Annotated in this window: 9 protein-coding genes and 1 rRNA gene; 3 read left to right on the top strand and 7 right to left on the bottom strand. The window is 60.9% G+C overall.

The annotated features are described in order from the left end of the window. Positions 1-220: 220 nt before the first annotated feature. The 6 genes from GCT19_RS39030 to GCT19_RS39060 form a co-directional block, all read right to left on the bottom strand. The gene (locus GCT19_RS39030) at positions 221-628 is read right to left on the bottom strand and encodes a lysozyme inhibitor LprI family protein (RefSeq protein ID WP_193727514.1); all 408 of its coding nucleotides are present in this window, start codon (positions 626-628) and stop codon (positions 221-223) included. A 589-nt stretch (positions 629-1,217) separates the two neighbouring features. Beyond that, positions 1,218-1,559: a cytochrome o ubiquinol oxidase subunit IV gene (gene cyoD, locus GCT19_RS39040; protein WP_018437951.1), complete on the bottom strand. Its 342-nt coding sequence runs from the start codon at positions 1,557-1,559 to the stop codon at positions 1,218-1,220. Beyond that, positions 1,560-2,165 (bottom strand): cytochrome o ubiquinol oxidase subunit III, encoded by a 606-nt coding sequence (cyoC, locus tag GCT19_RS39045; RefSeq protein ID WP_013091629.1) that lies wholly within the window; start codon positions 2,163-2,165, stop codon positions 1,560-1,562. Beyond that, on the bottom strand, positions 2,165-4,186 hold the full coding sequence (cyoB, locus tag GCT19_RS39050; RefSeq protein WP_018437950.1) for a cytochrome o ubiquinol oxidase subunit I: 2,022 nt from the start codon (positions 4,184-4,186) through the stop codon (positions 2,165-2,167). The genes cyoC and cyoB overlap by 1 nt, the downstream gene beginning before the upstream one ends. A 3-nt stretch (positions 4,187-4,189) precedes the next feature. Next, the gene (gene cyoA, locus GCT19_RS39055) at positions 4,190-5,083 is read right to left on the bottom strand and encodes a ubiquinol oxidase subunit II (protein ID WP_013091627.1); all 894 of its coding nucleotides are present in this window, start codon (positions 5,081-5,083) and stop codon (positions 4,190-4,192) included. 391 nt (positions 5,084-5,474) lie between these two features. Beyond that, positions 5,475-7,031 carry an NADH-quinone oxidoreductase subunit M gene (locus tag GCT19_RS39060; protein ID WP_152854888.1) on the bottom strand — a complete coding sequence of 519 codons (1,557 nt, stop codon included), beginning with the start codon at positions 7,029-7,031 and terminating at the stop codon, positions 5,475-5,477. A gap of 682 nt (positions 7,032-7,713) precedes the next feature. Here GCT19_RS39060 and GCT19_RS39065 point away from each other — a divergent pair. Genes GCT19_RS39065 through GCT19_RS39075 form a run of 3 tightly spaced genes read left to right on the top strand, consistent with a single transcriptional unit; the run spans position 7,714 to position 12,213 of the window. Continuing rightward, positions 7,714-8,448: an ABC transporter ATP-binding protein gene (locus tag GCT19_RS39065; protein WP_152854889.1), complete on the top strand. Its 735-nt coding sequence runs from the start codon at positions 7,714-7,716 to the stop codon at positions 8,446-8,448. After that, positions 8,438-11,017 (top strand): FtsX-like permease family protein, encoded by a 2,580-nt coding sequence (locus GCT19_RS39070; protein WP_152854890.1) that lies wholly within the window; start codon positions 8,438-8,440, stop codon positions 11,015-11,017. The genes GCT19_RS39065 and GCT19_RS39070 overlap by 11 nt, the downstream gene beginning before the upstream one ends. Further along, the gene (locus GCT19_RS39075; RefSeq protein WP_152854891.1) at positions 11,017-12,213 is read left to right on the top strand and encodes a lipocalin-like domain-containing protein; all 1,197 of its coding nucleotides are present in this window, start codon (positions 11,017-11,019) and stop codon (positions 12,211-12,213) included. The genes GCT19_RS39070 and GCT19_RS39075 overlap by 1 nt, the downstream gene beginning before the upstream one ends. Before the next feature lie 72 nt (positions 12,214-12,285). On the opposite strand, the gene rrf is transcribed toward GCT19_RS39075, so the two are convergent. After that, positions 12,286-12,399 (bottom strand): 5S ribosomal RNA (gene rrf / locus GCT19_RS39080). Positions 12,400-12,533 lie beyond the last annotated feature (134 nt).

Consider the following 12,533-nt stretch of genomic DNA (forward strand, 5'->3'; position numbering starts at 1 on the left):
GGTGGGCGTCGGGGGTATTGTGAACTTGCTGTGGCGGACGCGTGAGGTCAATGAAAAAAAACCACCAGAGCGAGGTTGGGAGCAAGTGGACAATTGTTGACTTTCTGAACTTGACCGGCGGCCTTTGATCAGGCGAAGTGGTGCCGCTTGCCTTTGTGACACGTCTCGATCAGAGATGCCTAGCGGGCCCAAGCAAGAACCCTCACAAAGCGGGGCATATTCATTGCGAAAATCTTTCCAGCTGCTTGATGCGGTCTTGAGTGATTTCCTTCATGCAATCCCAGAAATATATGTAGCGTCCGGATGCTTCGCCGAGCGCGTAGACATAGGAGTAGCAGTAGCGATCGCGATAATTGGACCAACTTTCTTGCGCCCCGACAAAATCGGGAGCGGCTAAAGGATCGTTATACTCCGCCGATTCTTCGTCCGACTTTTTGATTGAATTCAGAATCTTGGTGTAAGTGGCGTTTAGCGTCGAATTCAAATGTTCGAAATCCCATTGTCCGCACGCCGCCGCATCATCAGCGGAAGCATTTTGGCCGGATTTACAGAACTGGTCGATTTCCTTGGGTGACTTTCCTTCAAAGTAGATCGACGGCGCAGGGAATTTCTTATAGTCAAATGGCATAGAATAAATGGTTCTACCGTGAACCATCGAACTAAAAGATAACGCAGCGATAGTACACGCAGCGCTCAATGTGACCAAAGACTTAGTGGGTTGCATCATATATTCCCTGGGCAAAAAACCGCGCCTCTGTTATACGTCGCTGACGCAAGCGTGGATTGCGGCAACGAAATGTGGCCAGCTGCTGCCCGCCGCGTGTTCTGTAGCGGGCGGTACGTCCCGCATGATCAGTGACGCCGTGCTGATTCCCTGAGCGTCCGCGACAATTGCATGCCCATGCGTAACCTTGGGCTTCTGCCATGGCATAACCGGTTGCTTCAATGGATTCCCCGATTCTTTTCATGCTATACCGGGAGAATTAATCATCGAACGGACCGCGGTCAACAGCTTTAATTCGGGATAAGCCCGCTTTTACAAGAATTGACGACGAGCGTTGTTCAGCGATAGGTAAGCCCGGAGTCCGCACAGACTTTGTATCGACGATCCGCCGATCATCTGCTCGACGGTCATCCTCGATGAACCAAAAAAAAGCCCCGCAAGATCGCAATCTTGCGGGGCTTTTTATCGATGCTAACGCTAAAGCGTTATCCGCTTACCGCGACATCATGTTCATACTGACGTTATGCATAACCCACAACGTCCCGCCAACCACGATAACCGCGGTCAACGCAGTGAACACAAACGCCGTCACATTCCAGCGCTGCGACGACGACGCGTTCATATGCAGGAAGAACACCAGATGCACGAGGATCTGCACGACCGCGAGGCCTGCGATCGCGAACAACGCGCTCTGGCCCGTCAACGTACCGGTCATCACGATCGCGAATGCCGCGACGGTCAGAATGACGGAGAGCACGAAGCCCGTCATGTAGCTGCCGAAGCTGCCGTGACCGCCTTCCGAGTGTGCGCCATGGGCGCTATGGCTATGGTCCATTTAGATCACGCTCGCGAGATAGACAAAGGTGAAAACGCCGATCCACACGACGTCGAGGAAGTGCCAGAAAAGGCTCAGGCACGTCAGACGGATCATGTCGCGTTCGGTCAGGTCGCGATGGCGCATCACCTGCAGCGCCAACACCACCATCCAGATCAGGCCGAACGTCACGTGCAGACCGTGCGTGCCGACCAGCGTGAAGAACGACGACAGGAACGCGCTACGGCTCGGACCCGCGCCTTCGGCGATCATGTGCGAGAACTCACGCATTTCCAGCACGAGGAACGCGAAGCCCAGCAGGAACGTCACGCCGAGCCAGCCGAGCAGCACGCCCTTGCGGTTCTTGTGCGCGCCGAGCATCGCGAAGCCGTAGGTGATACTCGAGAGCAGCAGCATCGTCGTTTCGAGCGCGACGCCGGGAATCTCGAACAGGTCCTTACCGCTCGGTCCACCCGCGAACTGCTGGCTCATCACCGCGAACACTGCGAACAGTGCCGCGAAGATGATGCAGTCGGTCATCAGGTACACCCAAAAGCCGAACACCGAGTGCGACGGCACGTGGTCCGGCGCGAGATGCGGCTCAACCGCAATAGTCTTCTGTAACATCAGTCCACCTCCAGCGCGACCTGCTTGCCGACGCTTGCGCCGACACCGGCCACGGCGCCAGCACCGCCGTTGCGTTTCTCTTCAATCAGCGCGACAGTGTCCGCCGGAATGTAATAGCCGTCGTTGTCCATGAAGCTGTAGATGATCACGGTGAGTATCGTGCCAACCAGGCCAACGATCGCAAGCCACCAGATGTGCCACACGGCTGCAAATCCGAGCACCAGCGAGAACAGCCCCACCAGCAGACCCGCGGACGTATTCGACGGCATATGAATGTCGCGATACACCGGCACTTTGACACCGCCCTTGCGCGACTTCATTTCGCTGAACGCGTCGAGCGAGCGGACGTCCGGGATGTGCGCGAAGTTATAAACCGGCGGCGGCGAGCTCGTCGCCCATTCCAGCGTATGACCGTCCCACGGATCGCCCGTGAGGTCGCGGTTTTCCATCTTGTTGCGATCGCGGAGGCTGACGACCAGTTGCAGCAGCTGGCAAGCGATACCGATTGCGATCAGCACCGCGCCGAACGCCGCGATGATCATCCACGGATGCCAATCCGGGTTGTCGTAGTGGTTCAGACGACGAGTCGCGCCCATGAAGCCGAGCACGTACAGCGGCGTGAATGCAACCCAGAAACCAATCTGCCAGAACCAGAACGCAGCCTTGCCGAGCTTCTCGTTCAGCTTGAAGCCGAACGCCTTCGGGAACCAGTAGTTGAAGCCGGCCAGATAGCCGAACAGCACGCCACCGATAATCACGTTGTGGAAGTGAGCGATCAGGAACAGGCTGTTGTGCAGCATGAAGTCCGCGCCCGGGATCGCCAGCATCACGCCGGTCATACCGCCGATCGTGAACGTGATGATGAAGCCGATCGTCCACAGAACCGGCGTCGTGAATTGCAGACGGCCCTTGTAGATCGTAAACAGCCAGTTGAACACCTTAACGCCGGTCGGAATCGAGATCACCATCGTCGCGATGCCGAAGAACGCATTCACGTCCGCGCCCGAACCCATCGTGAAGAAGTGATGCAGCCACACGAGGAACGACAACACCATGATCGCGCAGGTCGCCCAGACCATCGTCTTGTAGCCGAACAGCGGCTTCTTCGCGAAGGTCGCGACGACTTCCGAGAAAATACCGAACGCCGGCAGGACCAGGATGTACACCTCGGGGTGACCCCAGGCCCAGATCAGGTTCAGGTACAGCATCGCGTTGCCGCCGGCTTCGTTCGTGAAGAAGTGCATGCCGAGGTAACGGTCGAGACCGAGCAGCGCGAGCGTGACGGTCAGGATCGGGAACGACGCCATGATCAGCACGTTCGCGCACAACGAGGTCCACGTGAACACCGGCATCTTCATCCACGACATGCCCGGAGCGCGCATCTTCACGATCGTCACGAAGAAGTTCACACCAGTCAGCAACGTGCCGACACCGGAGATCTGCAGACTCCACAAGTAGTAGTCGACGCCGACACCTGGACTGAACTGCAATTCCGACAACGGCGGATAAGCGAGCCAGCCCGTCTGCGCGAATTCACCAACCACCAGCGAAATGTTGATCAGGATCGCGCTGACTGCCGTCAGCCAGAAGCTCAGCGAGTTGATGAACGGGAAAGCGACGTCGCGCGCGCCGATCTGCAGCGGCACGATGATGTTCATCAAACCGATCATGAACGTCATCGCCATGAAGAAGATCATGATGACGCCGTGCGCGGTGAAGATCTGGTCGTAGTGATGCGGCGGCAGATAGCCTGGGCTCAGGTACGACAGCGCCAGCTGCATACGCATCATGATTGCGTCGGCAAAGCCGCGCAGCAACATGATGAACGCAACGACGATGTACATGACACCGATCTTCTTATGGTCGACGGACGTCAGCCATTCGCTCCACAGGTAGCGCCATTTGCCGAAATACGTGATTCCGCCGAGCACCGCCAGCGCGGCGAGGGCCATGCCGGCGCCCGCCGTAACGATGATGGGCTCGTGATACGGAATCGCATCGAGAGTGAGTTTTCCGAACATGAGTTACCCCTTAGGCGCACAGTTGGCGTCTTTCATGTTGTCGATGACGTTGCCGTTGTTGTATTTGGCAATGATGTTGTTGAAGAGCTTCGGATCGACGGTGGAGAAGTACCGCACAGGGTCCTTTTCGCTCGGCTCCGACACCGCGTGATAGCGGTCCATGTCGAGGCGGTCCGACGATGCGCGCACCTTCGCAACCCAGGCGTTGAACTCTTCAGGCGACGAGGCGAGCGTACGGAACTTCATGTCCGAGAAGCCCTTGCCGCTGAAGTTCGCCGCGAGGCCCGCGTAGTCGCCGGCGTGATCGGCGATCAGGTGCAGGCGGGTCTGCATGCCTGCCATCGCGTAGATCTGGCCGCCCAACTGCGGGATGAAGAAAGAGTTCATCACCGTGTCCGACGTGATCCGGAAGTTCACCGGCGTGCCGACCGGGATCGCGAGCTGGTTCACCGATGCGATACCAAGGTCCGGATAGATGAACAGCCACTTCCAGTCGAGCGCGACGACTTCGACGTTGATCGGCTTGACCTCCGACTCGAGCGGACGATACGGATCGAGCTCATGCGTGCTCTTCCACGTCAACACGGCGAGGAACAAAATGATCAGCGCCGGAATCGTCCAGACGACGACTTCGATCGCGGTGGAATGCGTCCACCCCGGTTTGTATTCGGCGTTTCTGTTCGACGCGCGATAACGCCACGCGAAAAACAGTGTCATCAGAATGACCGGTATCACGACAATCAGCATGGCCCACACCGAAGTCGCGATCAGATCACGCTCCGCTAGTCCCACACTCCCCTTCGGATTCAGAATATCGAGGTTGCTGCAACCCGAAAGCAGCAACATGAGGCTGGCGGAAATGAAACTAGCCGGCCTTCCCAGCGTCCGTCCTTTCATATCCACTGCCTCGTTTTTTTGACTTCAACGAACGTCATTCGACGGCTCTCCATTAATAAGCGCTCGCATAATAGGGGGGCATCGAATGCTAATAAACACTCGAATTTGCAACGATCTATTGCGTCGCGACGCAGTGCGACACGTTGCCGCATTTCCCGCGCACCCTATTCACCAGCGTCGTTTGCGACGCTTCAAAACGAAGCATCGAAAAGTTGACGCATCGCAAGAGTCCCTTGAAATAAGCACCCGGAAAACCGCCGGACGCGCAGCGGTTTCGCAGTACTCCGTCGTGCATGCATTCACAAAGGAATTGGTAGCGACGCGCAAAAGCGCAAAAGCGTCGCCGCATCCTGACGCGCGGATGCGACAACGACTTTTGCGCTCTGTTCTTTTAGCCCGGATTGTGCGTGGCGACGGGTGCCGGTCCGGGCGCCGCTGCCTGCAGATGCTCGCCACCTTCCGCCGGCACGTTGTCCGAAGGAAGCGCCGAGCGTTCCGATTGAGCGAGCAGCGTGCCGACCGACGGATCGATCGCATCGGTAAACGGCTTCGGATTGAGGCCGATCGCGAGCACCAGCAGCGCCAACGCACCGAGCAGCGCGAACTCGCGCTTGCCGACGTCCTTCAGATTCGCGACGCGCGCATTGGCAATCGCGCCGAAGATCACCCGCTTATACATCCACAGCGTGTAGGCCGCGCTCAGAATCAGCGTGGTCGCGGCGATCGCACCGATCCAGAAGTTGAAGCGGATCGCGCCCATCAGCACCATGAATTCGCCGACGAAACCCGAGGTGCCCGGCAGACCGATGTTGGCCATCGAGAACAGCATCACGAAACCGGCAAAGCGCGGCATCGTATTGGCGACGCCACCGTATTCGGCAATCGACGCGCTTTTCGTGCGGTCGTACAGCATGCCGGTGCACAACAGCATCGCGCCGGACACCACGCCATACGAGATCATCTGCACGATTGCGCCGGCCTGGCCGAAGCGGTTGAAGACGAACAGACCGAGCGTGACGAGGCCCATATGCGCGACCGTCGAATACGCGAGCAGGCGGCGCATGTCGGTTTGCACCAGCGCGAGCAGGCTCGAATAGATCACCGCGACGAGCGACAGCGTGATCATCATCGGCGCGAAGAAGTGGCTCGCTTGCGGCGCGATCGGCAGCGCGAAACGGAGCAGACCGTAGCCGCCGATCTTCAGCATGCCGATCATCACCGCGGCACCGGTGGGGCCGTCGAGGTGCACGTCGGGCAGCCACGTGTGCAGCGGCCACATCGGCACCTTCACGCCGAACGCGGCGAGGAAGCCGAGGAAGATCAGCGTCTGCGGCACCATGTCGAGATGCGCTTCGCGCCACACGGCGAGGTCGAAGCTGTGCGTCTGGCTATACAGATAGAGCAGCGACATCAGCATCATCAGCGAGCCGAGAAACGACACGAAGAAGAACTTCACCGCCGCATACGTGCGGTTCTTGTGACCGTACGTGCCGATCAGCAGATACAGCGGAATCAGCGTCGCCTCGAATGCAATGAAGAACATCATGCCGTCGAGCGACGTGAACACGCCCTGCATGAAACCCGACAGCATCAGGAACGCGCCGTAGTACTGCGCGGTACGCTGCGTGATCGACTCCCACGACGCGATCACGATGATGATCGTCGTCAGCGCGGTCAGCGCGACGAGCCACAGCGAAATCCCGTCGATTCCCACATGCCATGCGATATCGAACGTCGGCGACCAGCGGACGTTCTCGACGAACTGCATCGAGGTCACGTCGTTGCGGAAATTCGCCACGACCGGAATCACCGGCAAGAAACCCGCCACCGCGCCGATCAGCGCGAGCCAGCGCGTGCGATTACGCGCCGCGTCGGACCCGGCGCGCAGCACCACGAAGCCGGCGACGATGGGGATCCAGATGAGAAGACTTAGGAAAGGCAATGGCATGTGCTCTGTCAAAACTTGAAGTACAAAACGCTGCGTCAACGCCGCCGAAACAGCAGGCATTGAAATTGAAATGTAAGTTGGAGTGCGCTGAAATTGACGCGTGGAGGGGTTTCCCGCTACACGTTTACCCGCAGCCGACCGACCGAGGGTGGGAGATTACCAAGATGAGAATAATTTTGCATCGCAGCAGCCAAAAAATCCGTTCGGATTAGATTGTTGCAATGTGGACGCTTGCAAATCGCATCGAAATGTGCGTTTGCACAATGTTACAAAGGCGTCGAGCGGCCCTGATAATTTGGCAGCAGAAGCTGGCAGTTACCCCGAGGTTGACCGCTTTTAGGCATCGCTGTTTGTGGGGCCGGTACGACTGGAACGGATCGTGCTGTAGAGTGCTTTTTGACCGGTTAGGGACGGCCTGCGATCAGGCAAGAATTTGCCTTGTCGATGGTAAAAATTTTTTTGATGGGGCGGTCTAAATTGACCGGCGAACAAGGGGGCAACGGCGCCGAGCGCCTCGATCAATATGCGCTAAAAACTGTTCCACCGAGGCGCGCGAATCTTCCATCCACCTTACGAACACCAGTGCCGTGCAGTGGTAGCTGCTGCGGAAATTTGCGCGGCGAGGCACACTCTTTTCGCCTGGCCGGCTCCCTCGCCCGGCTTCTTTTCCGGATCTCCTCGCATGACGCTTCGTGACGACGACGTCGTACCCGCACTCGAATGCCGCGGCCTCAGCAAGCGGTACGGCACCGGCCGCATCGTGCTCGCGCAGCTCGACTTCACACTTGCTGCGGGCGAGTTCGTCGCGATCATGGGTGACTCGGGCGTCGGCAAGTCGACGTTGCTCAACCTGATCGCCGGACTCGACCGCGCCGATAGCGGCAGTGTGCTGATCGACGGACGCCCGGTCGAGCAACTCGACGACAACGCCGCGACGCGTCTGCGCCGCCAGAAGCTCGGCTTCGTATTCCAGGCGTTTCATGTGCTGCCGCATCTGACGCTCGCGCAGAACGTCGCGCTGCCACTGCTGCTCAATGATCTACCGACGGCCGCCGCGCTCGACATGCTCGCGGCGGTCGGCCTCGGCGGACGCGGCGACGACTTCCCACGAGATCTCTCCGGTGGCGAGTTGCAGCGCGTAGCCATTGCACGCGCACTCGTGCATCGTCCGTCGCTGCTTCTCGCCGACGAACCGACCGGCAACCTGGACCCCGCTACCGCGCACGACGTGCTCGGCCTGTTCCGCGCGCAAAGCAAGGCGACCGGCGCGGCGACGATCATGGTCACGCATTCGGAAGCCGCGGCAGCCGTGGCCGACCGCGTGTTGGTCCTGAGCGACGGCGGCTTGCATGCCGCGCGCAATAAACCCGCGAACGTCGCGCACGCCGCGGCCCGCTCGACCGACGATGGCCGCTGACCTTCATCCACTGCCGCGCGCGCCGGGATACCGCGTTCTAGCGCGCTGGCTGCTGGCTGCGGAATGGCGCAGCCATCGCGGTCGCGCACTCGTCGCAATCGCGACGATCGCGCTAGGCGTTGCTCTCGGCTACGCGGTGCAATTGATCAACAGCGCCGCCTTCAACGAATTCTCGGCGGCCGCGCGCAGTCTGTCCGGCGAAGCGGATCTCCAGGTGCGCGGCGCGCAGTCTTTCGTCGACGAGTCGCTTTATCCGCAGTTGGCCAACGAACCGGGCGTCGCGCTGGCGAGTCCCGTGCTCGCGCTCGACATCGCGGTGCCGGGCCGCAACGGTGCACTGCCCGTTCTCGGCATCGACGTCTTCAAGGCGAGCCGGATCACGCCCGATCTGGTCGGCGTGCCCGCCCCTGACCGCCCGTTCGACACGCTCGCCTCCGATGCGATATTTCTGTCGACGGCCGCGCAGCAATGGCTAAATGTCAAGACCGGCGACCACTTGACGCTGCGCGTCGGCACCTCGGATCTGCAACTGCGCGTCGCGGGCGGGCTCGTGCGCACGCGGCCCGGTCAACGGCTCGCGGTGATGGACATCGCCGCCGCGCAATGGCGCTTCGGCAAGGTGGGCAAGCTGTCGCGCGTCGACGTGCAACTCGAACGCGGCGTCGAGCGGCAACGCTTCAAACGCGATCTGCAGCAACGGCTCGGCAGTGCCTGGGTCGTCGCCGAGACCCGCGATACTGAGAGCCGTACCGATCGCCTGTCGCGTGCTTACCGGATCAACATGAACGTGCTCGCGCTGGTCGCGCTGTTCACCGGCGCTTTCCTCGTGTTTTCGACGCAGGCGCTGGGCGTCGTGCGACGCCGCTCGCAATTCGCAATGCTGCGCGTGCTTGGCCTCACGCGAGCTCAGCTATTGCGCCAGATCCTGCTCGAAGGCGCGCTGCTCGGGCTGCTCGGCTCGTTGTGTGGACTTGCGCTCGGCTACGCGATGGCAAGCGGTGCGCTGCGCTTTTTCGGCAGCGATCTCGGCGGTGGCTATTTTCCTGGCGTGCAACCGCGAGTCGGTTTGGAGCCGCTCGCGAGCGCGGTGTTTCTCGCACTCGGGGTCGCCGTGTCGGTGTTGGGCAGCGTCGCGCCGGCCATCGATGCGGCACGCGCACGACCTGCCGCGGCACTCAAGGCCGGCGCCGAGGAAACCGCGCTGGCGCGGCTCGCGACGCCGTGGCCGGCGTTCGGCTGTTTGCTGGTCGCCGCCGCGCTGACGCGCGTGCCGCCGTGGTTCGATGCCCCGATCGCCGGTTACCTGGCGGTCGCGCTGCTGCTCGTCGGCGGCATTGCGCTGATGCCGCGCGTGACCGCGCTGATATTCGGCGCGGCGAGCCGCGCGAGCGGCGCGCGACGCCGCGCGAGCGCGACGAGTACGCTCGCGCTTGCGCGTCTCGCGAATGCGCCGGGGCAGGCATCGATCGCGATGGGCGGGGTGCTGTCGAGCTTCGCGCTGATCGTCGCGATGGCGATCATGGTGGCCAGTTTCCGCTTGTCCGTCGACGACTGGATCACCCATCTGCTGTCCGCTGATCTGTATGTGCGCGTCACCTCTGGTGGCAATAGCGGGGACAGTGGCGGCTTGCGGCCTGATGAACAGGCGCGCATCGCGACCGTGCCCGGAATTCACAACGCTGCGTTCTCGCGCATCACACATCTGACGCTGGATCCCGCGCGCCCCGACGTCGCGCTGTTGGCCCGCGAGATCGATGCGGCCGATCCGGGCGCGACTCTGCAGATGACCGGCGCGGTGCTGTCGCCGTCCGCGCTTCGCGCTGCCGACATACCTATTTGGGTTTCCGAAGCAATGGTCGACCTGTATGGGTATCAGTTAGGTCAACGTGTGTGGTTGCCGATTGGCGAGCATGGTCAGACGTTCGTCGTCGCCGGCGTCTGGCGCGACTACGCGCGGCAGAGCGGCGCGATTCAGATACGGCTTGCCGATTATCGGCGGCTCACCGGCGACTCCACCGCAACCGATGTCGCCGTGACCGTCGAGCCGGGTGTGAATGTCGAACGCGTCGCCGCAGGTTTGAAGGCGTTGCCGTTCGGCGCTTCGCTCGAGTTATCGCAACCCGGGGAGATCCGTGCGCACACGCTGGTCATCTTCGATCGCAGTTTCGCGGTCACGTATCTGCTCGAGGCGGTGGCCATCGTGATCGGATTGTTCGGTGTCGCCGCGACCTTTTCCGCGCAGACGCTCGCGCGCGCCCGCGAGTTCGGGATGTTGCGCCACATCGGCGCGACGCGCGCGCAGATTCTCGCGATCCTCGCATCGGAGGGCGGTCTGCTCACCGCATCAGGAATTGCGCTCGGTTTCGCGCTTGGGTTCGCGATCAGCCTGATTCTCGTGTTCGTCGTCAATCCGCAGTCGTTTCACTGGAGCATGTCGCTGCATGTACCGTGGTTCGTGCTGGGCACGGTCGCGTTGGCGATGCTGGTGCTGTCGTGCACGACGGCGGTGGTCGCGGGACGCGGCGCGGTGTCGGTGGATGCAGTGCGCGCGGTGAAGGAGGACTGGTGATGCGAACTGCTCGGCGTGCGTGGGGAATGCCGTTGATCTGGGGTAGCAGCAGATCTCCACTCCGATGCCCTCATCGACTTTTTCGGAGCCTACTTTGCGTTGGCATAGCCGCTGCGTCGCCGTCTTTTGCCGCTAGCAGCGACTCCCCTGCATCCACGCCGGCCGTCTTCGCGGCAGTCACGCCTGAACATCCGATCTCGTTCCCACAAGACACCGGCGCTCATCCGGCTTTCCGCACCGAATGGTGGTACGCGACGGGCTGGCTCACGACGCCCGACAACCGACCGCTCGGATTCCAGATCACATTCTTCCGTTCCGCTACCGGTCACGATGCCGCGGACCCCAGCGCATTCGCTCCTTCGCAACTGATCATCGCGCACGCTGCGCTGAGCGATCCAGCCGCCGGACGCCTCGTTCACGATCAACGCATCGCTCGCCAAGGTCTGGGGCTTGCATATGCGAAGCCCGACAACACCGACGTCAAACTCGACGCATGGAAAATGATTCGCGCCTCGGACGGCCACTACGACGTCACCGCCGACGCAAGCGGATTCTCGCTACACCTCCAACTCACGCCCACGCAGCCTCCGCTGATTCAGGGCGAGCGCGGTTACTCGCGCAAAGGACCGCGTCCCGAACAGGCAAGCTATTACTACAGCGAACCGCAACTCCGCGTGGCGGGCACTGTGGTGCGCCCAGCAGCGGGTAGAACCGACACGACGCGCAATACTGCGGTGACGGGTACCGCATGGCTCGATCACGAATGGTCGAGCACGTTGCTCGACGCAAATGCGGTCGGATGGGATTGGCTCGGCGCCAATTTGACGGACGGCTCGGCGCTCATGGCATTCAAGATCCGTAACCGCGATGGACATGCAACTTGGGCCCACGCGACGCTTCGCAGACGCGATGGACAGGTAACGAACTTCGGCCCCGGCGAAGTTTCCTTCACGCCGCATCGCATGTGGCGGTCGCCGCACACAAATACTTTGTATCCAGTCTCGATGACGGTTAGAACCGGAACGCTGACATGGCTACTCGATCCGCTGATGGACGATCAGGAACTCGATTCACGACAGTCGACCGGCGCGGTGTATTGGGAAGGCGCGGTGCGGGTGAGTCAACAGAATGCGGATGTAGGGAGGGCCTATCTGGAACTGACGGGCTACGCGGATGCGCTGCGGATTGGAAGGTAGTGAAGCGCGCGATATTGGCCGTGTAAACGCAAAAACCCCACCGCTGGGGGTGGGGTTTCTGGCTTTGGGGGAGCCTGACGATTACCTACTTTCACACGGGCAATCCGCACTATCATCGGCGTGGAGTCGTTTCACGGTCCTGTTCGGGATGGGAAGGGGTGGGACCGACTCGCTATGGTCATCAGGCATGACGGGTTGCTGCGTCGCTCTCAGGTTGGGGTCAACCGGGCGCCACAGCCAATCGGGAAGAAGCGTAAAGGATTCGTGTGTGGGGCTGTGTTGTTTCTGGCACAACACCGATCTCAACCGGCATGTCTTCA

Source organism: Paraburkholderia atlantica, from assembly GCF_009362785.1.
GTDB classification, from domain to species: domain Bacteria; phylum Pseudomonadota; class Gammaproteobacteria; order Burkholderiales; family Burkholderiaceae; genus Paraburkholderia; species Paraburkholderia atlantica.

What these genes read in the sequence shown, in the direction of transcription:
- GCT19_RS39030 (WP_193727514.1), bottom strand. Translation starts at nt 628, where the DNA reads ATGCCATTTGACTATAAGAAATTCCCTGCGCCGTCGATCTACTTTGAA.
- cyoD (WP_018437951.1), bottom strand. Translation starts at nt 1,559, where the DNA reads ATGGACCATAGCCATAGCGCCCATGGCGCACACTCGGAAGGCGGTCAC.
- cyoC (WP_013091629.1), bottom strand. Translation starts at nt 2,165, where the DNA reads ATGTTACAGAAGACTATTGCGGTTGAGCCGCATCTCGCGCCGGACCAC.
- cyoB (WP_018437950.1), bottom strand. Translation starts at nt 4,186, where the DNA reads ATGTTCGGAAAACTCACTCTCGATGCGATTCCGTATCACGAGCCCATC.
- cyoA (WP_013091627.1), bottom strand. Translation starts at nt 5,083, where the DNA reads ATGAAAGGACGGACGCTGGGAAGGCCGGCTAGTTTCATTTCCGCCAGC.
- GCT19_RS39060 (WP_152854888.1), bottom strand. Translation starts at nt 7,031, where the DNA reads ATGCCATTGCCTTTCCTAAGTCTTCTCATCTGGATCCCCATCGTCGCC.
- GCT19_RS39065 (WP_152854889.1), top strand. Translation starts at nt 7,714, where the DNA reads ATGACGCTTCGTGACGACGACGTCGTACCCGCACTCGAATGCCGCGGC.
- GCT19_RS39070 (WP_152854890.1), top strand. Translation starts at nt 8,438, where the DNA reads ATGGCCGCTGACCTTCATCCACTGCCGCGCGCGCCGGGATACCGCGTT.
- GCT19_RS39075 (WP_152854891.1), top strand. Translation starts at nt 11,017, where the DNA reads ATGCGAACTGCTCGGCGTGCGTGGGGAATGCCGTTGATCTGGGGTAGC.